Source organism: Acidovorax sp. FG48 (assembly GCF_057809085.1).
The window spans coordinates 36,566-59,895 of the sequence record NZ_JBMDJH010000015.1 but is presented as its reverse complement, the minus strand read 5'-3'; the positions used below and the strand labels follow the sequence as shown (position 1 = coordinate 59,895).

The 23,330-nt window shown below is 63.7% G+C and carries 20 protein-coding genes; 8 read left to right on the top strand and 12 right to left on the bottom strand.

Annotated elements, in window-relative coordinates; genetic code table 11:
* Nucleotides 1–76: 76 nt before the first annotated feature.
* The 5 genes from trxA (at nt 77) to ACODSU_RS18700 (ending at nt 5,472) form a co-directional block, all read left to right on the top strand.
* Nucleotides 77–409, top strand: coding sequence for a thioredoxin TrxA (gene trxA, locus ACODSU_RS18720; RefSeq protein ID WP_295941403.1), 333 nt, complete (start codon nt 77–79; stop codon nt 407–409).
* 276 nt (nt 410–685) lie between these two features.
* The gene (gene rho / locus ACODSU_RS18715) at nt 686–1,948 is read left to right on the top strand and encodes a transcription termination factor Rho (RefSeq protein WP_060987513.1); all 1,263 of its coding nucleotides are present in this window, start codon (nt 686–688) and stop codon (nt 1,946–1,948) included.
* Nucleotides 1,949–2,040: 92 nt separating this feature from the next.
* Nucleotides 2,041–2,295 carry a type B 50S ribosomal protein L31 gene (locus ACODSU_RS18710; protein ID WP_015013594.1) on the top strand — a complete coding sequence of 85 codons (255 nt, stop codon included), beginning with the start codon at nt 2,041–2,043 and terminating at the stop codon, nt 2,293–2,295.
* 109 nt (nt 2,296–2,404) lie between these two features.
* Complete coding sequence (locus ACODSU_RS18705; RefSeq protein ID WP_488843872.1) at nt 2,405–4,105, top strand: hypothetical protein; 1,701 nt, start codon at nt 2,405–2,407, stop codon at nt 4,103–4,105.
* Nucleotides 4,105–5,472, top strand: a complete 1,368-nt coding sequence (locus tag ACODSU_RS18700; protein WP_488843870.1) for an MATE family efflux transporter — start codon at nt 4,105–4,107, stop codon at nt 5,470–5,472. The genes ACODSU_RS18705 and ACODSU_RS18700 overlap by 1 nt, the downstream gene beginning before the upstream one ends.
* Here the strand turns inward: ACODSU_RS18700 and phoR are convergent.
* The 7 genes from phoR to pstS all read right to left on the bottom strand — a co-directional run bounded on the left by phoR (nt 5,426) and on the right by pstS (nt 12,242).
* A complete protein-coding gene (gene phoR, locus ACODSU_RS18695) occupies nt 5,426–6,769 on the bottom strand; it encodes a phosphate regulon sensor histidine kinase PhoR (RefSeq protein WP_488843868.1) in 1,344 nt (447 codons plus the stop codon). The two genes, ACODSU_RS18700 and phoR, sit on opposite strands and share 47 nt — an antisense overlap.
* 169 nt (nt 6,770–6,938) lie before the next feature.
* Nucleotides 6,939–7,646, bottom strand: a complete 708-nt coding sequence (gene phoB / locus ACODSU_RS18690; RefSeq protein WP_488843866.1) for a phosphate regulon transcriptional regulator PhoB — start codon at nt 7,644–7,646, stop codon at nt 6,939–6,941.
* Nucleotides 7,647–7,666: 20 nt separating this feature from the next.
* Complete coding sequence (phoU, locus tag ACODSU_RS18685; RefSeq protein WP_010457902.1) at nt 7,667–8,368, bottom strand: phosphate signaling complex protein PhoU; 702 nt, start codon at nt 8,366–8,368, stop codon at nt 7,667–7,669.
* 11 nt (nt 8,369–8,379) lie between these two features.
* Nucleotides 8,380–9,162, bottom strand: a complete 783-nt coding sequence (gene pstB, locus ACODSU_RS18680; protein ID WP_015013589.1) for a phosphate ABC transporter ATP-binding protein PstB — start codon at nt 9,160–9,162, stop codon at nt 8,380–8,382.
* A gap of 61 nt (nt 9,163–9,223) precedes the next feature.
* The gene (pstA, locus tag ACODSU_RS18675) at nt 9,224–10,078 is read right to left on the bottom strand and encodes a phosphate ABC transporter permease PstA (protein ID WP_015013588.1); all 855 of its coding nucleotides are present in this window, start codon (nt 10,076–10,078) and stop codon (nt 9,224–9,226) included.
* A 41-nt stretch (nt 10,079–10,119) separates the two neighbouring features.
* On the bottom strand, nt 10,120–11,139 hold the full coding sequence (gene pstC / locus ACODSU_RS18670; RefSeq protein ID WP_015013587.1) for a phosphate ABC transporter permease subunit PstC: 1,020 nt from the start codon (nt 11,137–11,139) through the stop codon (nt 10,120–10,122).
* A gap of 80 nt (nt 11,140–11,219) precedes the next feature.
* Nucleotides 11,220–12,242 (bottom strand): phosphate ABC transporter substrate-binding protein PstS, encoded by a 1,023-nt coding sequence (gene pstS, locus ACODSU_RS18665; RefSeq protein WP_488843864.1) that lies wholly within the window; start codon nt 12,240–12,242, stop codon nt 11,220–11,222.
* Nucleotides 12,243–12,505: 263 nt separating this feature from the next.
* Between pstS and ACODSU_RS18660 the strand changes: the two genes are divergently transcribed.
* Nucleotides 12,506–13,984, top strand: a complete 1,479-nt coding sequence (locus ACODSU_RS18660) for a Ppx/GppA phosphatase family protein (RefSeq protein ID WP_488843862.1) — start codon at nt 12,506–12,508, stop codon at nt 13,982–13,984.
* A 52-nt stretch (nt 13,985–14,036) separates the two neighbouring features.
* Nucleotides 14,037–14,564 (top strand): hypothetical protein, encoded by a 528-nt coding sequence (locus ACODSU_RS18655; protein WP_488843860.1) that lies wholly within the window; start codon nt 14,037–14,039, stop codon nt 14,562–14,564.
* A gap of 65 nt (nt 14,565–14,629) precedes the next feature.
* Here the strand turns inward: ACODSU_RS18655 and ACODSU_RS18650 are convergent, their stop codons facing one another.
* From ACODSU_RS18650 to ACODSU_RS18630, 5 genes are read right to left on the bottom strand one after another with little or no spacing between them, the layout of a single operon-like run.
* On the bottom strand, nt 14,630–15,094 hold the full coding sequence (locus ACODSU_RS18650; protein WP_488843858.1) for a SixA phosphatase family protein: 465 nt from the start codon (nt 15,092–15,094) through the stop codon (nt 14,630–14,632).
* Nucleotides 15,091–17,286 (bottom strand): polyphosphate kinase 1, encoded by a 2,196-nt coding sequence (ppk1, locus tag ACODSU_RS18645; RefSeq protein WP_488843856.1) that lies wholly within the window; start codon nt 17,284–17,286, stop codon nt 15,091–15,093. The genes ACODSU_RS18650 and ppk1 overlap by 4 nt, the downstream gene beginning before the upstream one ends.
* 39 nt (nt 17,287–17,325) lie before the next feature.
* On the bottom strand, nt 17,326–18,417 hold the full coding sequence (locus ACODSU_RS18640) for a glycosyltransferase family 4 protein (RefSeq protein ID WP_488843853.1): 1,092 nt from the start codon (nt 18,415–18,417) through the stop codon (nt 17,326–17,328).
* Complete coding sequence (locus ACODSU_RS18635; protein ID WP_488843851.1) at nt 18,414–19,283, bottom strand: UDP-2,3-diacylglucosamine diphosphatase; 870 nt, start codon at nt 19,281–19,283, stop codon at nt 18,414–18,416. Before ACODSU_RS18635 ends, ACODSU_RS18640 begins: the two co-directional genes overlap by 4 nt.
* A gap of 3 nt (nt 19,284–19,286) precedes the next feature.
* Entirely contained in the window at nt 19,287–20,126 is an 840-nt protein-coding gene (locus tag ACODSU_RS18630) for a GNAT family N-acetyltransferase (RefSeq protein ID WP_209820393.1), read from the bottom strand.
* A 200-nt stretch (nt 20,127–20,326) separates the two neighbouring features.
* On the opposite strand from ACODSU_RS18630, the gene ACODSU_RS18625 reads away from it, so the two are divergent.
* Nucleotides 20,327–23,278, top strand: a complete 2,952-nt coding sequence (locus tag ACODSU_RS18625; RefSeq protein ID WP_488843848.1) for a bifunctional diguanylate cyclase/phosphodiesterase — start codon at nt 20,327–20,329, stop codon at nt 23,276–23,278.
* Nucleotides 23,279–23,330 lie beyond the last annotated feature (52 nt).

The window sequence follows — 23,330 nt, the reverse complement described above, 5'->3', positions numbered from 1 at the left end:
GGGATTGGTTTCTGTCACAATGCCCAGACTTTATACGTACACCGGTCCCAACCTGATCAAAAACAAGGAATCCGCCATGGCCAGCGAACTCATCAAACATGTCTCTGACGCCAGCTTCGAAGCCGACGTGCTGAAAACAAGCACCCCCGTGCTGGTGGACTACTGGGCCGAGTGGTGCGGCCCCTGCAAGATGATTGCCCCCATCCTCGACGAAGTCGCAGGCACCTACCAGGGCAAACTGCAGATCGCGAAGATGAATGTGGACGAAAACCGCGAGATCCCCGCCAAGTTCGGCATTCGCGGCATTCCCACCTTGATGCTGTTCAAGGACGGCCAACTGGCCGCCACCAAGGTCGGCGCGATGAGCAAGGCCCAGTTGACCGCCTTCATTGACCAGCAACTGGCCTAAACTCCCCTCAAAGCCCCTCGGCAACGCCGCCGCTGGGGCTTTTTTCGTTGAGCGATAGACCTGCGGGTGAATAACCAGCGGACAGCCGTGCAAGGCAAGGCGTTGCGCCTCTGAAGCCCCCGCATTTTTTCCTGTCATAATTCCTACAGATCACCGGGCTGCATGCATTGGCAGCCGGACCAAGATCCCTGGCGAGCCGGACCTGCAAACAGCAGCCCATTCGGCATCAGCCCACCTCCCCCAAGATTCATACCAGCTCCGCCAAGGAGTCAATCCATGCACTTAAACGAACTCAAGGCACTGCACGTGTCTGAAGTCCTGAAGCAGGCCGAAGAACTCGAAATCGAAAACACGGGCCGCATGCGCAAGCAGGAGTTGATGTTTGCCATCATCAAGAAGCGCGCCAAGGCGGGTGAGCAGGTGTTTGCGGATGGTGTGCTGGAAATCCTGCCCGACGGTTTCGGGTTCTTGCGCAGCCCCGACACCAGCTTCACAGCCAGCACAGACGACATCTACATCTCGCCCAGCCAGGTGCGCCGCTTCAATCTGCACACCGGCGACATGATCGAAGGCGAAGTGCGCACGCCCAAGGACGGCGAGCGCTACTTTGCCCTGACCAAGCTGGATTCGGTCAACGGCGGCCCGCCGGAGCAGAACAAGCACAAGGTGATGTTCGAGAACCTGACGCCGCTGTTCCCCAAGGAGCAGATGCGCCTGGAACGCGACATCAAGGGCGACGAGAACATCACCGGCCGCATCATCGACATCATCGCCCCCATCGGTCGCGGCCAGCGCGCGCTGATCGTGGCGCCGCCCAAGAGCGGCAAGACGGTGATGATGCAGCACATCGCCCACGCCATCACCGCCAACAACCCCGACGTGCACCTGATGGTGCTGCTGGTGGACGAGCGCCCTGAAGAAGTGACCGAAATGCAGCGCACGGTCAAGGGCGACATCATTGCCTCCACCTTCGATGAGCCCGCTGCCCGCCACGTGCACGTGGCCGAGATGGTGATCGAGCGTGCCAAGCGCCTGGTCGAGCTGAAGAAAGACGTGGTGATCCTGCTGGACTCCATCACCCGCCTGGCTCGCGCCTACAACAACGTCGTTCCTTCCAGCGGCAAGGTGCTGTCGGGCGGTGTGGACGCTGCTGCACTGCAACGCCCCAAGCGCTTCTTTGGCGCAGCCCGCAAGGTCGAAGAAGGCGGCTCGCTCACCATCATCGCCACCGCGCTGGTCGATACCGGCAGCCGCATGGACGAAGTGATCTTTGAAGAATTCAAGGGCACGGGCAATTGCGAAATTCACCTGAACCGCCGCCTGTACGAAAAGCGCGTGTTCCCCGCCATCGAACTCAACAAGAGCGGCACGCGCCGCGAAGAGCTGCTGCTGGCGCCCGAGATCCTGCAGAAGACCCGGATCCTGCGCCAGTTCATGTACAACATGGACGAGATCGAGTCGATGGAGCTCATGATCAAGAACATGAAGGCCACCAAGACCAATGTGGACTTCTTCGACATGATGCGTCGCGGGGGCTGATTCCCGGCCTGTGCAATAATAGAGGGCTTTTTCTTGCGGAAAGTACATCGGACTGGCCGGTGCGGCTCCCGCAGTTGACTCAAAGGAAGATCATGAAAGAAGGCATTCACCCCAACTACCGCGAAGTTCTGTTCGTGGACCTGTCCAACGGTTTCAAGTTCGTGACCCGCTCGTGCGTGAACACCAAGGAAACCGAAACCCACGAAGGCAAGGAATACCCGCTGTTCAAGCTGGATACTTCTTCTGAATCGCACCCCTTCTACACCGGCACGCAAAAGTCGGTGGACAACATGGGTGGCCGCGTGGAACGCTTCCGCAACCGTTTCGGCAAGACCGCAGCGAAGTAATTCGCCCCTGCGATCCCGCCAAAAAGGCAGCCTGGGCAACCAGGCTGCCTTTTTTCATGGGTTTTGCCTTTATTCTCGGTGGCTCCTTTGCCCAGCCGCCCACTGCCGCGTGACTCTACCCACCCCCGCCATCGTTACCCAGAACGCCGTCAGCCCGCTGCCCCGCTGGGCGCTGCTGCTGCTTTGCATTGCCTACGTAGTGCCCGGCTTCGTGGGCCGCGATCCGTGGAAAAACGCAGACGTCACCGCCTTTGGCTACATGCTGGAGCTGGCCCAGGGACGCACTCCCTGGCTCAGTCCGCTGCTCGGTGGCATGCCCCCCGAAACCGAAGGGCTGCTGCCCTACTGGCTGGGCGCCTGGGCCTTGCAGATGGCACCGGCATGGCTGTCGCCGGAAATGGCGGCCCGCATGCCATTCATCGCGCTCCTGGTCATCACCCTGATGGCCACCTGGTATGGCGTGTACTACCTGGCCCGCAGCCCGGGTGCCCAACCGGTTGCGTTTGCTTTTGGCGGCGAGGCTTCCCCACTGGACTATGCGCGTGCCATTGCCGATGGCGCCTTGCTGGCGCTGATCGCCTGCCTGGGCCTGGCCCAGCTGTCGCATGAGATCACAAGCTATCTGGCGCAGCTGGGCTGCACCGCCTTGCTGTTTTTTGCGGTGGCCGCCATGCCGCACCGCACCGTGGCGCCAGCCGTGGCATTGGTGCTGGGCATGGCCGGGCTCACGCTGTCCGGAGCCCCCGCCCTCACGGCCCTATTGGGCATTGGCGGCGCGGCGCTGGTGCTGTTTGCGCCTGCAAGCAACACCGACCGCCGCTGGCGTTGGGCTGCCGTGTTGGCGGCTTCCACCCTGGTAGCGGCTGTGCTGGCCCAGGGCCTGGACCTGTGGCGCTGGCGGGTTGTGGGGTTCGATGGGGGCGGCAAGGACTGGCTGAGTCTTGCGCGCCTGCTGCTGTGGTTTGGCTGGCCGGCTTGGCCACTGGCCCTGTGGACTTTGTGGCGCTGGCGCCAGCAGATCTTCAACCGCCCGGGCCAACGGCACCTGCTGGTGCCCCTCTGGTTCACCCTGGTGTCCATCGGCGCCACCATCTCCACCCAGCCGGCAGACCGGGCCTTGCTGCTGGGCCTGCCCGCCCTGGCTGCGCTGGCGGCTTTTGCCCTGCCCACGCTGCGCCGCAGTGTGGGGGCTTTGATTGACTGGTTCACGCTGCTGTTCTTCACCGCCTCGGCCCTTGCGATCTGGGTGATCTGGATCGCCATGCAGACCGGGGTGCCTGCCAAGCCCGCCGCCAACGTCGCCAAACTGGCGCCCGGGTTTGTGCCCCAGTTTTCGGTGCTGGCTTTGCTGGTGGCCGTGGCGGCCACCGTGGGCTGGTGTGGCCTGGCATGGTGGCGCGCGTCCCGCAACCGAGCCCCCATCTGGAAAAGCCTGGTGCTGCCCGCAGGCGGCGCCGCCCTGGGCTGGCTTTTGCTGATGACCCTGTGGCTGCCCCTGCTGGACTACGCACGCAGCTATGGCCCGCAGGTGCGCAGTGTGATCACCGCCCTTGGGCCAGAGCCCGGCTGCATTCAGACCGTGGGGCTGAACCGCGCTCAGGTGGCGGCACTGCAGTTCCATGGACAGCTGTCGCTGCAGCGCGCGGGCCTGCAGGATGAATGCCAGTGGCTGCTGGTGGACAGCGCCTCCTGGCCCGCATCCGAACGCATGGTCCGCGCTGAACTGTGGGAGCCCCGGGCCACCCTGCCCCGCCCCACCGACAAGAACGAAAACCTGCTGCTGTTCCGCCGCGTGGCCCCGGCTCGCTGATGTCGGAGCTGTCCACCATCACCCGGCACGCCTTGACCGTGCTGGCGGGGCAACTGGCGGTCATGGCCTTCGGGGTGACCGACACCATTGTGGCGGGGCGCTACAGCGAATCGTCGCTGGCCGCGCTGTCCGTCGGGTCGGCCATTTTCATCAGTGTGTACGTTGCCCTGATGGGCGTGCTGCAGGCCCTGCTCCCCGTGTGGGCCGAACAGCGCGGGGCGCAACAGCCCGAAGCCGTGGGTCGGTCACTGCGGCAAGCCCTGTACCTGTGCGCAGCGGCGGCTGTGCTGGGCATGGCGGTGCTGCTGTCGCCGGGCCCGCTGCTACGCTGGACGGAGGTGCCGCCTGCGCTCCGACCGCAGGTTGAAAACTATCTGGCCGTGCTCGCCCTGGCACTCCCGCCCGCCCTGCTGTTCCGCATCTACAGCACCCTCAACCAGGCCCTGGGCCATCCGCGCCTGGTCACGTGGCTGCAGGTGGGCTCGCTGTTCATCAAGCTGCCGCTGTCGGTGTGGTTCACCTTTGGCGGCGGGGGCCTGCCTGCACAGGGGGTGGTGGGCTGCGCCTGGGCCACGCTGGTCGTCAACTGCAGCATGCTGGCCCTGGCGGTGTGGCTGCTGCGCACGCAGGACATCTATACCCCCCTGGGGCTGTGGCGCCGCATGGAGCCCCCGCACTGGCCCACCATTGCAGGCTTTGCCAAGCTCGGCATTCCGGCAGGCCTGGCGGTGATGGTGGAAGTAACCTCCTTCACCCTGATGGCTTTGTTCATCGCGCGCCAGGGCACCACGTCGGCGGCAGCCCACCAGATCGCTGCCAACATGGCCGCTGTGCTCTACATGGTGCCGCTGTCGCTGTCCATCGCCACCAGTGCGCGGGTGAGCTACTGGCTGGGCGCACGGCAGCCGCAGCGGGCCCGCCAGGTGGTTTTAATGGGTTTTTCGCTGGCTGCGCTAGTGGGTATTGCCCTGGCAGCTTCCTTATTGATAGCAAGACACTCGATCAGCCAGATTTACACCGACAACGCCAGCGTGGCAGCCGTGGCCGGCGCGGTGCTAGTCTGGGTGGCGGCGTACCACGCTGCCGATGCGGTGCAGACGCTGTGCGTGTTTGTGCTGCGCTGCTACCGCATCACGCTGGCGCCACTGGTGGTGTACTGCGCGCTGCTGTGGGGCGCGGGCCTGGCCGGCGGCTACTGGTTGGCTTATGGAGGCAGCGGGCCTTGGTCGGATGTAGCTTCGCCCACCCCCTTCTGGGCGGCCAGCGCTGCGGCACTTGCAATCACCGCACTGCTGTTCGTCGCCATGCTCTGGCGAGCCATCAGCCCGGCAGGGCAAAACCCCGCAAGCGGTTGGCCGGGAAGGTGACTGAAAACACCGAGCCCTTGCCCAGCGTGCTCGCGATGTCCAGCGTGGCGCCGTGGCGCTGCAGCACATGCTTGACGATGGCCAAGCCCAGGCCGGTGCCCCCAGTCTCGCGCGAACGGCTGCGGTCCACCCGGTAAAAGCGCTCCGTCAGGCGCGGGATGTGCTCGGGCGCGATGCCGGGGCCGGTGTCGTGCACGGAGAACACGGCACTGCCGTCCTCCTTGCGCAGCCACTGCACCTCGATGGAACCACCGCCGGGCGTGTAGCGCACCGCGTTATTGACGAGGTTGGACAAGGCACTTTGCAGTTCGGCAGGCACGCCCGCGATTTCGCCTTCGGCCCGCAGCAGGTCAGCCGCAGGAAAGCGCATCGCATGCGGGCGCTGCTGGTTATGCGTGAGCAGCGCCGACAGGGCGCGGCCCTCCTCCTCGCAGCGCTGCATCAGTGACTGAACAGGTGTCCATTCGGCCATGCCGGGTAGCGGGCTGCCCTCCAGACGCGACAGCGTGAGCAGGTCCTGCACCACGCTCTGCATGCGCTGCGCCTGCTGCGCCATCATGCCCAGGTAGCGCGAGCGCTCGTCGGCGCTCAGCGGCAGGGTCTGCAAGGTTTCGACGAAACCGGTCAGCACCGTGAGGGGTGTGCGGATCTCGTGCGACACATTGGCCACAAAGTCGCGCCGCATCGCATCGGCCTGCTCCAGCGCCGTCACGTCGCGCGACAGCAGCAGCGTGCGGCCGTCGCCGTAAGGGTGCAGGTGCACCGAAATGCGCACGGGCCGGGACGGCGTACTCAGTCGCCCTTCCAGCACCACGTCGCTGGTGAAGTCCTTGGCGGCGAAGTAAGCCGTGAATTCCGGGTTGCGCAGCAAGTTGCCGATGGACTGCATGACGTCGCGCTGCGCGTCAAAGCCAAACTGGTTGGCCGCCATCTGGTTGCACCATTCGATGCGGCCCTGTGCATCCAGCAGCACCACGCCGTTGGGAGAGGCCTGCAGGGCGGCCAGGATCTCCTGCAACCGGTCCTGGCTGTCCCGAATCTGCGCCTCCTGCTTGCGCAGCAGCCGCCGCGCACGGTCCGCTGCCTCGCCCCAGATGCCACGCATGGACGGCACCGATGCCAGATCGCCCGTGCGCAACCAGCGCAGCACCCGCACGCCCCGCAGCAGATCCCACACGAACCACGCCCAGGCAGCAATGGCGGCCCCCAGTGCGGCGCCCCAGGGCCCGCCTTGCCACCACCCCAGGCCACCACCCGCCAACTGCCACAGCAGGAAAAACGAAATACGCCACAGCATGCGGATTGCAAAGCCTTCTCAGAAACACCAGGGGCGCGACACGCGCGCCCATTGATCCATCACCACATCCATCTATCGCCACTGCCAATGCACGCCGGCCGCAGTGGCCCGCTGCATAGCAGCCATTGCGCGCATCGCATCACTCACGGGCGGCTGCCCGCCTGCCCGATCAGGCGGACAGCGGCACTTGCGGCTGGGCGGTGAGCCGGTAGCCCGCGCCGCGCACCGTTTCCACCATCACCGACGCCGCACCCAGGGCCTCGCGCAGGCGCTTGACGTGCACATCCACCGTGCGCTCCTCAATGAACACATGGTCGCCCCACACCTTGTCGAGCAGCTGCGAGCGGCTGTGCACGCGCTCGGCATGCTTCATCAGGAAATGCAGCAACTTGAACTCGGTGGGGCCCACCTTCAGGGGCTGGCCCTGGAAGGTGACCCGGTAGGTCGCGGCGTCCAGCACCAGCTCGCCAATGCTCACGCTGTCGCTCACCTGCTCGGGGGCACGACGACGCAGCACCGCACGGATGCGGGCCAGAAGCTCCTGCGTGGAAAATGGCTTGGTGATGTAGTCGTCGGCACCCGCGTCGAGCCCGGCCACCTTGTCAGGCTCGTCGCCTCGGGCGGTGAGCATGAGGATAGGGATAGGCTTGGTGCGGCTGTCGGCACGCCACTTGCGCGCCAGCGACAGACCACTCTGCCCTGGCAACATCCAGTCGAGCAGGATCACGTCGGGTAGCACGGCATCGAGCTCGCGCTGCGCGCAGTCGCCGTCTTCCGCCCAGAAGGGCTGGAAACCGTTGTGTCGCAGGTTGACCGCAATCAGCTCGGCAATCGCGGGTTCGTCCTCCACGATGAGGACACGGGGAAGCTTTCTCATGGTGAATCAGCGCCCCGTACTTACAGCACTGCCGACTCGATCTCGTCGAGGGCTGTGTGGCGCACGTCCTTGCCCTTGACCAGATAGATGATGAGTTCGGCCACGTTCTTGGAATGGTCGCCAATGCGCTCGATGGCCTTGGCGAGGAACAGCAGGTCCAGGCTGGGGGAGATGGTGCGGGGGTCTTCCATCATGTAGGTAATGAGCTTGCGCACGAAGCCGTCGAACTCCTTGTCGATGAGGTCGTCCTCCTTGAGGATGGCCACCGCCGCCTTCACGTCCAGCCGCGCAAATGCATCCAGCGTCTTGCGCAGCTGGCCCGAGGCCAGCTCGGCTGCCACACGCAGGTCGCTCGATGGCAACGAACGCGGCGCACCGCCTTCGATGATGGAGCGCACCATGCGCGCCATCTTGTTGGCTTCGTCGCCCATGCGTTCGAGGTTGGCGGTGGCCTTGGAGAAGGCCAGCAGCAGGCGCAGGTCGCGCGCAGTGGGCTGGCGGCGGGCGATGATGGAGGACAGCTCCTGGTCGATCTCGACCTCCATCGCGTTGATGCGGGTCTCCATCGAGGCCACCGTCTCCACGGCTTCCAGGCTGAATTGCGACAGCGCGTACACCGCCTGGCGGATCTGAGACTCCACCAGACCGCCCATTTCCATGACGCGGGCAGAGACGCTGTTGAGTTCGCTGTCGAACTGGGACGAAAGATGTTTATCGGGCATCTGCTGTCTCCTTAGCCGAAACGGCCGGTGATGTAGTCTTCGGTTTCTTTGCGCTCGGGTTTGAAGAAGATCTGCTCGGTGGCGCCGAACTCGATCATCTCGCCCAGGTACATGTAGGCGGTGTAGTCGCTGCAGCGGGCGGCCTGCTGCATGTTGTGGGTCACGATGGCAATGGTGTAGTCGTGCTTGAGTTCGTCGATCAGCTCTTCGATCTTGGCGGTGGACAGCGGGTCCAGCGCCGAGGTGGGCTCGTCCAGCAACAGCACCGAAGGCTTCACCGCCACGCTGCGTGCAATGCACAGGCGCTGCTGCTGCCCCCCGGAGAGCGACAGGCCGCTCTGGTGCAACTTGTCTTTCACCTCGGTCCACAGTGCGGCCTTGGACAGTGCCCACTCCACGCGGTCGTCCATCTCACTCTTGCTCAGCGTCTCGTACAGCTTCACTCCAAACGCGATGTTGTCGTAGATGGACATGGGGAACGGCGTGGGCTTCTGAAACACCATGCCGATGCGGGCGCGCAGCAGGTTGATATCCTGCTTGGGGTCCAGGATGTCCTGGCCGTAGAAGCTGATGGAGCCCTCGGCGCGCTGGCCGGGGTACAGGCTGTACATGCGGTTGAGTGTGCGCAGCAGCGTGGACTTGCCGCAGCCGGAGGGGCCGATGAAGGCGGTGACCTTGTGCTCGGCGATGTCCAGGCTCACGTTGCGCAGGCCCTGGAACTTGCCGTAGAAAAAGCTTAGGTTACGCAGCTCCAGCGCGTTCTTGCTGGCGGTGGCGGTAGCAGTGGCGTTCATTGTCAATTCCTGAAAATGGAGGCAGTCTTGTCGATGGCGTTGGCAGGATGAGCAACCGCCATCAGACGCGGTTCTTTTCGCGCAGGAACACCCGCGCCACGACGTTGAGGATCAGCACCGACAGCGTGATGAGCAGCGCACCGCCCCAGGCCAGGCGCACCCAGTTTTCGTAAGGGCTCAGCGCAAACTGGAAGATCACGACCGGCAGGTTGGCCATGGGCGCATTCATGTTGGTGCTGAAGAACTGGTTGTTCAGCGCGGTGAACAGCAAAGGCGCGGTCTCGCCGCTGATGCGGGCCACAGCCAGCAGCAGACCGGTCATCACGCCGCTGCGGGCAGCGCGCAGGGTGACCATGGTGGAGACCTTCCAGCGCGGTGCACCCAAGGCGAAGGCGGCTTCGCGCAGGCTGCCGGGCACCAGGCGCAACATGTTCTCGGTAGTGCGCACCACCACAGGCACAGCGATGAGCGAGAGCGCCAGGCTGCCCGCCCAGCCCGAGAAGTTGCCCACGGTCGCCACCGCGATGGCATACACGAACAGGCCCAAAACGATGGAGGGGGCAGACAGCATGATGTCCGTCACGAATCGGGTCAATTCTGCGGTCTTGCTCTGGTCGCCGTACTCGGCCAAGTACACGCCCGCCAGCACGCCGATGGGTGTGGACACCAGCACGGTGAAGCCCACCATCAGGAGGCTGCCCACGATGGCGTTGGCCAAGCCACCGCCGTCGGAGCCAGGGGCTGGGGTGGACTGCGTGAACATGTTCCAGTCCAAGGCAGCAAAGCCGTTGGACAGCAGCACGCTCAGAATCCAGAGCAGCACGAACAGGCCCAGTGCCATGGCGCCCAGTGACAGGGTCAGACCAATGGCGTTGGAGCGGCGGCGCTTTGCGTAGAGTTGTTGATTGAATTCCATGGAGCTTGTCTCTGAAGAGGGTCGGGAGCGGGCTGCAGGGCTTACAGGCCCTTGGCCTTCTCGGCGCGCAGCAGCATGATCTTGGCGGCCGACAGCACCACAAACGTGATCACGAACAGCAGGAAGCCCAGGGCGAACAGTGTGGACAAGTGGAAGTCCGCCGCTTCGCCAAACTCATTGGCCAGCGTGGATGCGATGGAAGTGCCGGGCGAGAACAGCGAGGTAGGCATGCGGTTGGCGTTGCCAATCACGAACGTGACGGCCATCGTCTCACCCAAGGCCCGGCCCAGACCCAGCATCACACCGCCAATAACGCCCTTTTGCGTGTAGGGCAGCACCACCCGGCGCACCACCTCCCAGGTCGTGCAGCCCAGGCCGTAGGCGGACTCGCGCAGGATGGGGGGAACGATCTCGAACACATCGCGCATCACGGCCGCCACAAAGGGCAGCACCATGAAGGCCAGCACGATGCCAGCAGCCAGGATGCCAAAGCCATTGGTACTGCCGCCAAACAGGAAGCCAATCAACGGCATGGAACCGAGCAGCTTTTGCACCGGTACCTGGAAATGGTCTGCGAACAACGGTGCAAACACAAACAGACCAAACATGCCGTAGATGATGGACGGCACGGCCGCCAGCAACTCCACCGCCGTGCCGAGCGGGCGGCGCAGCCACACGGGGCAGGTTTCTGTCAGGAACAGTGCAATGCCAAATGCCAGCGGCACGGCGATCAGCAGTGCAATCCCCGCACTGGCGAGGGTGCCGACGATGGCGATCGCCGCACCGAATTCTTCATTGATGATGTCCCACTCAGCGCGCCAGATGAACTGAATGCCAAACTTGTGGAAAGCGGGCCACGCGTAAATGAACAGCGAGACGATGATGCCCAGCAGCGCCACCAGCACCAGCAGCGACAGGCTCTGGGTCAGCCGATGGAAAACGATGTCCTGCAGCCGCTGCCGTTTGGCAATCGACACCATTGACGGTGTGGGGGCGTCCGTCGTCTTGACGGACACGGGTTGCGAACTCATGGTGGTTCCCACGCTCATGTTGACTCCCATCTGGCTTCTGGAGACCCCACAAACCAGCGCCCATCGGCCAGACCTGCCGGCCGATGGGCACTATTCTGGGGCAAACCGCTTTACTTCTTGATTTGCGACCAGACCTTGGAGCGGATCTGTGCCGTCAGGGTGTCAGGCAGCGGAACGTAGTCCAGGTCAGCCGCCATGGCCTTGCCGTTCTTGAAGGCCCAGTCAAAGAACTTCAGAACTTCGGCCGACTGGGCCTTGTCTGCAGGGTCGGCGTACATGAGGATGAAGGACGCCGTGCTCACGGGCCAGCTATTGGCGCCCTTGGCATTCACCATCGAAATCCCCATGCCAGGCACGCTGAACCAGTCAGCGCTGGCGGCTGCAGCAGCAAAGGTGGCATCGTCAGGCGACACATACTTGCCATCGGCGTTCTGCAGCTGCAGGAACGTCATGTTGTTCTTCTTGACGTAGGCGTACTCCACGTAGCCCAGCGCACCCTTCACACGGGTCACGTTCGCCGCAACGCCTTCGTTGCCCTTGCCGCCCACGGAAGACTGAGCAGGCCACTTCACCGCAGCACCCTTGCCCACCGTATCAGCCCACTCCTTGCTGACGGAACTCAGATAGTCGGTCCAGTTGAACGTGGTGCCAGAGCCATCGGCGCGGTGCACGATGGTGATGTTCTGGTCGGGCAGTGTCTTGCCGGGGTTCAGGGCTGCCAGCTTGGCATCGTTCCACTTGGTGATCTTGCCCAGGTACATTTCGGCCAGCACAGGGCCGGTCACGCGCAGTTCGCCGGGCTTGAAGCCGTCCAGGTTCACCACAGGCACAGTGCCGCCGATGATGGCAGGAAACTGCACCATGCCGTCTTTTTCCAGCTCAGCGCCCGACAGTGGGGCATCGGTCGCGCCAAAAGCCACGGTCTTGGCGCGGATCTGGCGAATACCGCCCGAGGAACCGATGGACTGGTAGTTCAGGCCCACGCCGGTTTCCTTCTTGTAGGCTTCCGCCCACTTGGCATACATCGGGAAAGGGAACGTGGCGCCAGCGCCGGTGATGTCTGCCGCAAAGGCGTTGCCCACTGCCAGGGCGGCCAGTGCTACTGCGACGGTTTTGAGAAATACGCGTTTCATGAGGTACCTTTCGGCAGGGGTTGACAGGAACACAGCGAACTCTAGAGACCTATCGTGACAATTCAGTGACACAACAGACCACCCCAGGAACATTGCAACAACCGCCATGACGCCGCGTACCCGACGTCATGGATGTGTCACACAACCCCCTCACACTCCCTTCACAGCCCGATCCGTGCCTGCCCAGGCATTAGCGGCCTACACCCCGGATCGGGGCACGCGCATCGCGGTACGATGCCGCACGCAGCTCCCACCCAACACACATGCAGAACGGCACACGCCTCGCCGCAGTCGACCTCGGCTCCAACAGTTTTCGCCTGGAAATCGGGCGCTATGAGTTCGGACACATCCAGCGGGTGGAATACCTGAAGGAAACGGTGCGACAGGGCAACGGGCTGGACGAAGACCGCAACCTGACCCGCGACGCGATGGAGCGGGGTTGGGCTTGTCTGGCTCGTTTCGGGGAGCGCTTGGCAGGTTTTCCCCGCGCCCAGGTGCGCGCTGTGGCCACACAGACGCTGCGCGAAGCGCGCAACCGCGAGGAGTTCCTGTCACGCGGCAGTGAGGTGCTGGGATATCCGATTGATGTGGTGTCCGGGCCCGAAGAGGCCCGATTGATCTACCAGGGCGTGGCCCGGCTGTTGCCCCAGTCCGACGAGCGCCGCTTGGTCGTGGACATCGGAGGACGGTCCACCGAACTCATCCTTGGCGAGCAGTTCACGCCCCATGCGGTGGCCTCTTTCCGGGTGGGCAGCGTAGCTTGGTCGCAACGCTATTTTTCCAATGGTGAGTTCTCCCCCCAGGCCTTTCTGGGGGCAGAGATTGCGGCCAAGGCAGTGCTGGACGAGGCGCTCGCGACCTTTCGCCCCGATACATGGGACATTGCCTATGGGTCGTCGGGCACAGCAGGCGCCGTGGGTGACATTCTGTCCGCCGCTGGAGGATCGCCGGGCCTGATCACCCGCGATGGACTGAACTGGCTGCGAGAGCGTTTGCTCCGCGTCCAAAGTGCCGACCGTCTCCGCTTGGACGGGCTCAAGGAGGAGCGCCGAGCAGTCATCGGGGGGGGCATCAGCGTGCTGCGTGCCGTGTTTGACCTGCTGGATATCCACGAAATGCAGGTTGCACAAGGGGCCCTGCGCCAAGGGGCTTTGTATGACCTCCTGGATCGCGAACAACCCGGCACCGACCTGCGCACCGCGACGGTCCAAGGGTTGATGCAGCGGTTTGGCGTGGACATGGAGCATGCAGACCGTGTTGCGCGCACTGCCTGCACATTGTTTGACCAGGCTGCCCCGCCCGGTAGCGAACGCGCCAGCCGCAAGCTGGACTGGGCCGCCCGCCTGCACGAGATTGGCTGCCGCATTTCACACAGTGACTACCACCGTCACGGCGCCTACATCCTGGACAACACGGATGCCGCTGGGTTTGCGGTGCCCGAACTGCACCGCCTCGGAGTGCTGGTGCAGGGGCAGCGGGGGAAGGTGCGCAAGCTGGGGGTGGGACTGGACGATCCGATTTTTGTGCTGCAACTGCTGTGCTTGCGCTTGGCCGTGGCCCTGTGCCACGCACGCCGGGAGCCTGATAGCAAAGGGCTGTCATTGCAGGCGGACGGACAGCGATTTCGGGTCAGCGCGCGCCCGGGATGGGCCATCGCATACCCCCAGTCGGCCCACCTTCTGCGCGAAGAAGTTCAAGCCTGGCAAAAAACCCCATGGGAGTTGGTTGTGGACATGCCTTGAGGGGAAACAACAAACGGTATAAACTGTTTATACCGTTTATCAATCTTCTGCCATGACCACTACCACCACAACCCCCAGCCTCATCGTCACCCCCGCCGCTGAGCCAGTCAAAGCTGCCAAGCCAACCAAGCCGGTAACGGCACCCAAGGCTCCAAAGGCATCCAAGGCTGCAAAGCCCGTCAAAAAAGCCGCAGCAGAAAAGGCGCCAGCCTCCAAGCCAGCCCCCGCGACCAAGCCTGCCAAGGCAGTGGCTCCAGTGAAGCCCACCAAGGCCACGGAGCCCAAGGGCAAAAAGCCCAAGCTGGTCCGTGACAGCTTCACCATCCCCAAAGACGAGTACGCGGTACTCGACACCCTGAAAGACCGCGCCACAGCACTGGCCCACCCTGTCAAGAAGAGCGAGCTGCTGCGCGCAGGGCTCAAGGTGCTCGCGGGACTGTCAGACAGCGCGTTGCGCAGCGCCTTGCAAGCTGTGCCGTCGATCAAGACCGGGCGCCCCAAGGCCGATGCAGCCGAACCCGCGCCAACAACCCCAGCCAAGCCAGCGACCAAGGCCAGCGGCAAAGCAGGCCGCAAGTAAATCTGCCCCAAGAGACACGGCGTGTCCAGAGCGAGCGCCTTCGCACCCGGACATCGCCGGACAAGTCACAGAAATTCTGGAGACTGCACCGCCATCAGGACGGTCTGGCTGTGATCCCAGCGCTGGCGCTGGCGCAACCACCAGACAGAGCCCTTGCGCACTGGGCATTCAGGAGCCTGAAGTTGCAGCAACTGGGCAACAGTCTGGCCCAGCATGGGCTGGTGCCCCACCACCAGCACTGCACCCTTGGCGCGAGGCCACTGCACCAGCTCCAGCAAATCCTGGGGCGTTCCTCCAGGCAACAGCTCAGCGCGCATCTTGAATTTGCGTCCCAGGGCATGGGCCGTCTGCTCAGTTCGCCGCGCGGGACTAGCCACCACCCTCAGGCCCTCCGGCAACTGCCGATCCAACCATGCAGCCATCCTTGCTGCCTGCTTCTCGCCCCGGGGCGTGAGCGGGCGGGCCAGGTCATCCCCGCCGTCTTCGGCCTCCTCCGCCTCGGCGTGACGCCAGAGAATCAAGTCCATCATGCGGCCCCTGGCTCCTTGCGGCCAAGGGCCGGGCGCGGCCCGTAGCGCACCATCAAGGCGTTCTGTGCGCCATGGCCGTCCACAGGATGTGCTGCACGGTCGTAGGTGCCGGCTGCGTTCAATGTCCAGGCATCGCGGTCATCACACAGGTACGCCACCAAACACTCGTCAATGATCTGCTGACGCAGCTTGGCGTCCGTGACGGGCCACGCCAGCTCCACGCGACGCATCATGTTGCGGTTCATCCAGTCGGCGCTCGAGAGGTACAGGTCTTCTTCATCACCCGCACAAAAGTAGAAAACACGCGTGTGCTCCAGAAACCGTCCAATCACCGAGCGCACGCGGATGTTGTCAGTCACTCCCGGCACCTGGGGCGCCAGCATGCAGGCCCCCCGCACAATCAGATCGATGCGCGCACCGCGCTGCCCGGCGAGGATCAACGCGCGCATGAGTCCCTCATCTGTCAGGGCGTTCATCTTGGCCACGATCCGGGCTTCTTCACCACGGCTTGCCGCCAGACCCACGCGCTCGATTTTTTCGATCATGCGGCGGTGCAGATGGAACGGCGCCAGCATGAGCTTGCGCAGCTTGGGAGGCCGGTTCTGGCTCGCCAGGTGATTGAACACACCATCCATGTCGGCCGTGGTTTCTTCATCGGCCGTGAGGTAGCTCAGGTCGGTATACAGCTTGGCTGTGCGCACGTTGTAATTGCCGGTGGACAGGTGTCCATAACGGCGCAGCTGCCGCCCCTCGCGTCGCGTGACGAGCAGCATCTTGGCGTGGGTCTTGAGGCCCACCACGCCATAGACCACCTGCGCCCCGATTGACTCCAGCGCCTCAGCCCAGTTGATGTTGGCCTCTTCGTCAAAACGGGCCTTCAGCTCCACCACGGCCATCACCTCTTTGCCCCGGCGCACTGCCTCGCTGAGCAGGTCCATGAGCTCCGAGTCGGAACCGGTGCGGTAGATGGTCTGCTTGATGACCAGCACCTGCGGGTCGTTCACGGCCTCCCGCAAAAAGGCCAGCAACCCATCAAAGCTCTCGAAGGGCTGATGGATCAACACGTCGCGCTCGAGCAGCTGCCCCATGATCGACACCCCTGGCTGGAGCTGACGCGGCCAGGCGGAACTCCACGGCGGAAAGAGCAACGCAGGATCGTTCACCAAATCCACCAGCTGATTCAGGCGCACCAGGTTCACAGGACCATGCACACGGTACAGGGCCGCGTTGGGCAGATCGAACTGCTGCAGCAGGAAGTCCGACAGGAAGCGAGAGCAGCCCGCAGAGACTTCCAGGCGCACCGCCTGTCCGTAATGGCGTTGCTGAAGGCCTTGCCGCAAGGCGGTGCGCAGATTCCGCACATCCTCCTCGTCCAGGGCCAGGTCAGAGTGGCGCGTCACCCGGAACTGCGAGAACTCCGTCACCTCTCGGCCAGGAAACAGGTCCTCCAGATGCGCACGCACGATGCTGGACAAGCTGACGAACAACATCCCGTCGGGTGCCACCTTCTTCGGCATGCGGATCAGACGGGGCAAGGCACGCGGCACCTTGACGATGGCGATTTCATTCTCGCGACCAAAGGCATCATGTCCCTTGAGACGCACAATGAAGTTCAACGACTTATTGGCCACCTGCGGAAACGGGTGGGCCGGATCGAGTCCCACCGGGATCAACAGGGGGCGGACCTCGCGGGCAAAATATTCATGAACCCAGCGCCTCTGCTCTGCGGACCGGTCACCATGCGCCACGATATGGATGCCATGCTGCGCAAACGCAGGGACCAGCACTTCGTTGTACAGCGCATATTGACGCTCCACCAAGTCATGAACCTGGGCGGACAGCGCCTCAAAAGACGCTGCGGTATAGATGCCCTTGGTCTCGCCTTTCTTCGCCGCCGTGATGTGCGCTGCCGCACGCACCTCAAAGAATTCGTCGAGATTGGATGAGACGATGCACAGATAGCGCAGCCGCTCCAGCAGCGGCACATCCGTACGGACCGCCCAGTCGAACACGCGTTCATTGAACGCGAGAATGCTGTGGTCACGGTCCAGAAACATATGGGGAGCACCGCCTGTGACAGGCTCTGCCGCCCCAGGATCGCTGTCATGTGACACGGGGTGCAAGGAGTTTCCGGCGGCATCGGGGTACTCGCGCTGCAAAGGGATGGAATCGGCGGTAGGCAGGGGCGGCATGGATACGCGGGTGCAGCAATTGCGGAATCGCTGCAGTATTTAACGCCCAGATGACAACTGCGTGACAGACTTTGTGACAGACACAGGAGCTCCCTGTGAGCTGGAGCGGGCAGGCACCAAATACTGTTGAAACAGCCGGGCTGCATGTGCCCAAGTGAATTCCAGTGCCCGGGTTCGTGCCTCGGACCTCGGTATAGACAACGCTTGCTGCGTGGCCGCCAAAAGGCTGTCATGCAAAACGCCGCCCAGGGGCGCCCCACCCTCCCCAGCCCCCAGCACTTCCCGCGGCCCATCTTCAGGAAATGCCGCCACCGGCGTGCCGCAAGCCATGGCCTCCAGCATGACCAGCCCAAAGGTTTCGGAGCGGCTTGGAAACACAAAGACATCGGCCGAGGCGTAGACCTGTGCCAGCGAATCTCGGTACAGGATGCCAAGCCACCGCACTTGCGGGTACTTGGCTTTCAGCCGAGCTTCGAGCGGCCCCACACCACACACGACCTTGGTGCCTGGCATGTCCAACTGCAAAAAGGCGTCAATGTTCTTTTCATACGAGATACGGCCCACATACAGCGCCACCGGATGGGCCAGGACGCCCGTGAGCGGGCTCTGGCAGACCTCGCCATGGAATCGGAACGCCTGGGTATCCACACCATGCGTCCACAAGCGCAGATGGCTAAAGCCCCGCCGCTGCAGCATCTGCAAGACCCCCTGTGTGGGCACCATCACCCCGGACGAGGGACGATGAAAATGCCTGAAAAGCGCATACCCCCAACGCAGCGGTATGCGCAGGGCAGCCTGCAGGATCTCAGGAAAGCGCGTGTGAAAGGCGGTGGTGAAAGCCAGGCCACGCTTGAGGCAATAGCGACGCCCCGCCCACCCCAGAGGCCCCTCGGTCGCCAAATGAATGGCATCTGGCTGCAAGGCATCCAGCTTATGGGCAAGCACCTTGTAGGGCCGCACAGCCAGGTCAATGCCCGCGTAACCGGGACATGGACGGGTCGCAAACTGTTCGGGGTGGAGCACGTGAACATCATGCCCGGCATCTTCCAGCTCGCGAACCAACTCCACCAGCGTGGTCACCACGCCATTGACCTGGGGCAGCCATGCATCGGTCAGCAACGCGATCCTCATGCGGGCACCTGTTCGGTCTGGTGGGAGACACGGGTCGCAGGAGTGGCGGGCCAGTACAACAGCTCCAGTCGGCCATCCAGGTGTTCGACCAGCGCTGTGTGGCTCTCCACCCAGTCGCCATCATTGCAATACAAGGTCCCGTTGATCTCGCGCATCTCCGCGCGGTGGATATGTCCGCAGACCACCCCGTCGTGCCCACGGCGGCGGGCCTCGGCGGCCACTGCCACCTCGAAGTCGGTGACATAGTTGAGCGCTTTTTTCACTTTGCCCTTCAGGTAAGCAGACAGCGACCAGTACGGCAGCCCCATGCGGGCTCGCCAGGTGTTCAGATGGCGGTTGAGCTTGAGCGTGAATTCATACAGGTTGTCACCCACATAGGCCAGCCATTTGGCGCACTGGATCACGCCGTCAAAGTGGTCGCCGTGGGTGACCCAGAGGCTGCGCCCATCGGCAGTGGTGTGCACCGCATCGGACACTACCTCAATGCCCCCAAAGGAATGCCCCACAAACGCCCTGGCAAACTCGTCGTGGTTGCCAGGAACAAACACCACGCGGCACCCCTTGCGCGCGCGGCGCAGCAACTTTTGCACCACGTCGTTGTGGGCCTGTGGCCAAAACCAGCGGCGGCGCAACTGCCATCCGTCCACGATGTCCCCCACCAGGTACAGATGGTCGCTGGGATGGTGTTTCAGAAAATCCAGCAACGCGTCAGCCTGGCACCCCGGCGTGCCAAGGTGCAAGTCCGAAATGAACACCGCACGAAAACGCCGCTGACCCGCGAGTGCTGCAGGTGCGTCAGGCTCGGCATCCTGAGCCACCGGAGACTCGTTCAACCAAGGGCCCAGGGCGTCGAACGCGGCACGCACCGGTCAAGCCCCCAGAAAATGCTTGCGGTAGCGGGGATGCAAGTCGGCCAGCCGCATCAGCATCGGCAGGTCGGCGGTATTGAAGTCTGGATCCCAGGCCGGCGCGCCCAGCACACGGGCGCCCAGTCGTAGATAGCCTTTGATCAGGGCTGGTGGGTCTACGGCAATCGAGCCGTCCAGATGCTCCACGGGCAGCGGCAAGCGCGGCAGCACGTGGTACTCGATAGGCGCCAGATGGGTCTTGCGCACTTGCTGCCAGATGCTGGCGGCCGCATCGCCACTGACCACGCCGTTGTGAAGCATGGGAATGCTGGCACAGCCGATCATCGTGTCGAGTTCGTTGCGCACCATAAAGTCTGCGAGTGCACTCCACAACGCCATGATCACGCCGCCGTGGCGGTGATCGGGGTGCACACAGCTACGACCCAGTTCCACCATCCGGGGGCGCAAGGTGCGCAGGCGCGTCAAGTCAAATTCGGTATCGCTGTAGGTTCCGCCCACCCGTTTGGCCTGCGCAGGCGTCAGCACCCGGTAAGTCCCAATGACTTGCAGGCTCTGGGCGTCGCGCACCAGAAGGTGCTCGCAGTAGTCGTCGAAGAGGTCCACGTCGTGGCCAGGAACGGGGGTCGTCAATCGAGCGCCCATCTCTGCCGCAAACACCTCAAAGCGCAGGCGCTGCGCCTCGCGGACTTCATCCAAATGCCTGGCCCAGGTCACCTCAATGGCGCCACGCGCCGGGGCAACCTGCGCCGCGCCCGGGACAACGGCAGGGCGTTGAACAATGCCGGTGCCGGCCGCCTCAGGCGATGTGGACAACTGCATCAGAGTGGGCAGGTCGTTCATGGACAACGTCTCCTTCGGTTAAAACGGGCTCAGCTGGCATCTCCAACCGAGGCGGGAATCCGCTTCCCTGGCCGGGAGTGTGAAAGCCGCGCGTGACATGCCCGTGTCCACCGCATGTCAGCGTCGTGACATGTTTTTCCCTCGCCCCTGGGGCCCTCCCGCCCACCGAGGGCCTGCATAATGGATTGAGGAACTTCGTCGTGTCTTCAGCCGCCCCGCCCTCCACCCGCAGCCCTCTTGCCGCCTTTGCCGCTGTTTTTTTGCTGGCAGCGGCCTGCGCTGGAGCACTGGTCTGGACCTTGGAGCGGCAGGAACGCGCGCAGCAGCGCACCCAGGCGGCAGATGTGGCGGGCGACCACGTACAGGCCCTGCAGCGCGCCATCGAGTTGGCCTTGTCGGCCAACAACACCCTGGTGGCCCTGGTGCGGCAGGGCCATGGCAACGTTCCCCAGTTCGAAGAAATCGGCATGCAGATGCTGCCGTTCTACCCGGGCATCGCGGCCATGGGTCTGTCCCCAGGTGGGGTGGTGCAGCAAGTCGTTCCCCGCGCGGGTAACGAAAATTCGATTGGTTTTGACCAGCTCAACGACCCCCGCCAAGGGGTGGAAGCCGCCCGCGCCCGCGAGTCCGGCTTGCTGACGCTGGCAGGCCCCATGGAGTTGGTGCAGGGCGGCCTGGGCGTTGTGGGGCGCCAACCGGTGTATCTGGAAGATGACCTGGGGCGCCGCAACTTCTGGGGGTTCACGTACGTCACCATCCGCCTTCCAGAGGTGCTGGCAACTGCGCGCCTGCCGCAGCTCACCGAGCGAGGCTTCCACTATCGACTGTGGCGTGTTCGCCCGGACAACCATCAAGAGCAGACCATCGCGGCGTCTGCCCCTCCGTCCGCTGAGGACGCTGTGGGTCGCTCACTCACCCTGCCCAATGGCCAGTGGACGCTCAGCCTGTCCCCTGCCCAAGGATGGGGAGCGCCCGGCGTGCTGGCCCTGCGCTGCGCCTTGGGCTTGCTGTTTGCATTGCTGATGGGCTACCTCGCACGCTTGCTGGTCGAACTGAAGGCGCATGAACGCGGTCTCGCGACGCAAGTAGCACAGCGCACGTCCGAGATCCAGGCCACACAGCAACAGTTGCGTGCCACCATCGACGCGATTCCCGATCCGCTGTTTGAAATCGATCAAGACGGCCGCTATTGCAGCGTACACAGCCCGCGTGCCGAGTTACTCATGGGCCCTGCGGAGCAATTGATCGGCCGCAATGTCACAGACGTGCTGCCTGCACTGGCTGCGCTGACCGTGATGGACGTGCTCAACGAAGCACAGTCCCAGGGGTGGTCCACCGGGCGCCAGATCATGTTGGACCTGCCCGGCCTGGGGCCCACCTGGTTCGAGCTTTCTGCAGCCCGCAAGGCAGGATCCGCAGGAGGAAAACCCCGGTTCATTGTGCTGTCCCGTGACATCTCCGAACGCAAGCGGTCCCAGGAACAGTTGCAGCTGACAGCCCAGGTGTTTGACCAGAGCGGCGAGGCCATCGTGATTGCCGATGCAGCCCAAACCATCGTGCGCATCAACCGGGCATTCAGCCGCATCACCGGCTACTCCGAAGCAGAGGCGGTGGGGCAGTCAATGCGCCTGCTGACGGTGGCAGAGTCCACCCGGGACTTCGATGCCGACCTGGTGTACACCCAACTCTCCAAAGACGGACACTGGGAAGGTGAAGCCTGGGGCCGCCGCAAGGACGGATCGACCTACCCCCAGTGGCTGTCTGTGAGCCGTGTGCGCGACGGCAACGGCAGCACCACCCACTCCATCACGCTGTTCCGCGACATCACGCTCCAGCGCGAGGCGCAGGACCGCATCCAGCGGCTCGCGCATTTTGACCCCCTCACCGATCTGCCCAATCGTGCGCTCCTGGCGGAGCGCGCCCAGCGCCACATTGAACAAGAGAAAGCGCGGGGCGGTACGCTGGCCATGCTGTTCCTGGACCTGGACCATTTCAAGAACGTCAACGACTCGCTGGGACATCGCATCGGCGACATCCTGCTGGTGGCCGTGGCGCGGCGGCTGGAGTCGCTGCTGGGCACGCAGGACACTGTGTCGCGCCTGGGGGGCGATGAGTTTCTGCTGCTGTTACCCGCCGCCTCCGCGATGCAGGCGGCTGACTTAGCACAGCGCCTGCTGATTGCGGTGGCCCAGCCTTTTCAGGTAGAGCCTTATGAACTCACCACCACCCTGTCCGTGGGCATCGCCATGTATCCGGCGGACGGAGACTCGTTCGACACGCTGTACCAGCGCGCCGATGCCGCCATGTACCGTGCCAAGCAAAGCGGGCGCAACCGCTTTGGCTTTTTCACTGCCGATCTGGAGGCGCGCACCGCCCGGGCGTTGCAGATCGAAAACGCCCTGCGCCGCGCTTTGGAACGCAACCAGTTCGAGCTGCACTACCAACCCCAGGTATCACTCGCCACGCGCCAGGTGGTCGGGGCCGAAGCGCTGCTGCGCTGGAAGCATCCCGAACTGGGCATGGTGTCTCCGGCGGAGTTCATCCCCGTCGCAGAGAGCAGCGGCATGATCGTGGCGATTGGCGAGTGGGTGCTGAACACCGCCGTGCACGACGCCAAGCGCTGGCTGGACCTGCAGTTGCCCCTGCGGGCGGTGTCGGTCAACCTGTCGGCGGTGCAGTTCCGCCACCCCCAGTTGCCCGAGATGGTGACGCGCTGCCTGCAACAAGCCGGACTGCCTGCGCGCCGGCTGGAGCTTGAGCTGACCGAGGGGGCTGCGGTAGACGACCCCGCGGCTGCACTGGCCATGATGGACCAATTGCATGACCGGGGTGTTCGGCTGTCGATGGATGACTTTGGCACCGGATATTCGTCGTTGAGCTATCTCAAACGCTTTCAGATCTACAAGCTCAAGATCGACCAGTCGTTTGTGCGCGACCTCGACGATGACGCCAACGACCGGGCCATCGTCAGCGCCATCATCCGCATGGCGCAGGCCTTGGGCATGCAGACGACTGCCGAAGGGGTGGAAACGGATGGCCAGCTGGAGTTTCTGCGCGCGCAGGGCTGCGATGAGGGGCAGGGTTACCTGTTCAGTCGCCCGCTGGCGGCCGATGCGTTTGAGGCCTATCTGCGGGAACACCTGGGACGCTAGGAACCCGCCCAAAGCAACCGGGCGACGTGTCTCAGCCCCTCCTCGGGCCAGG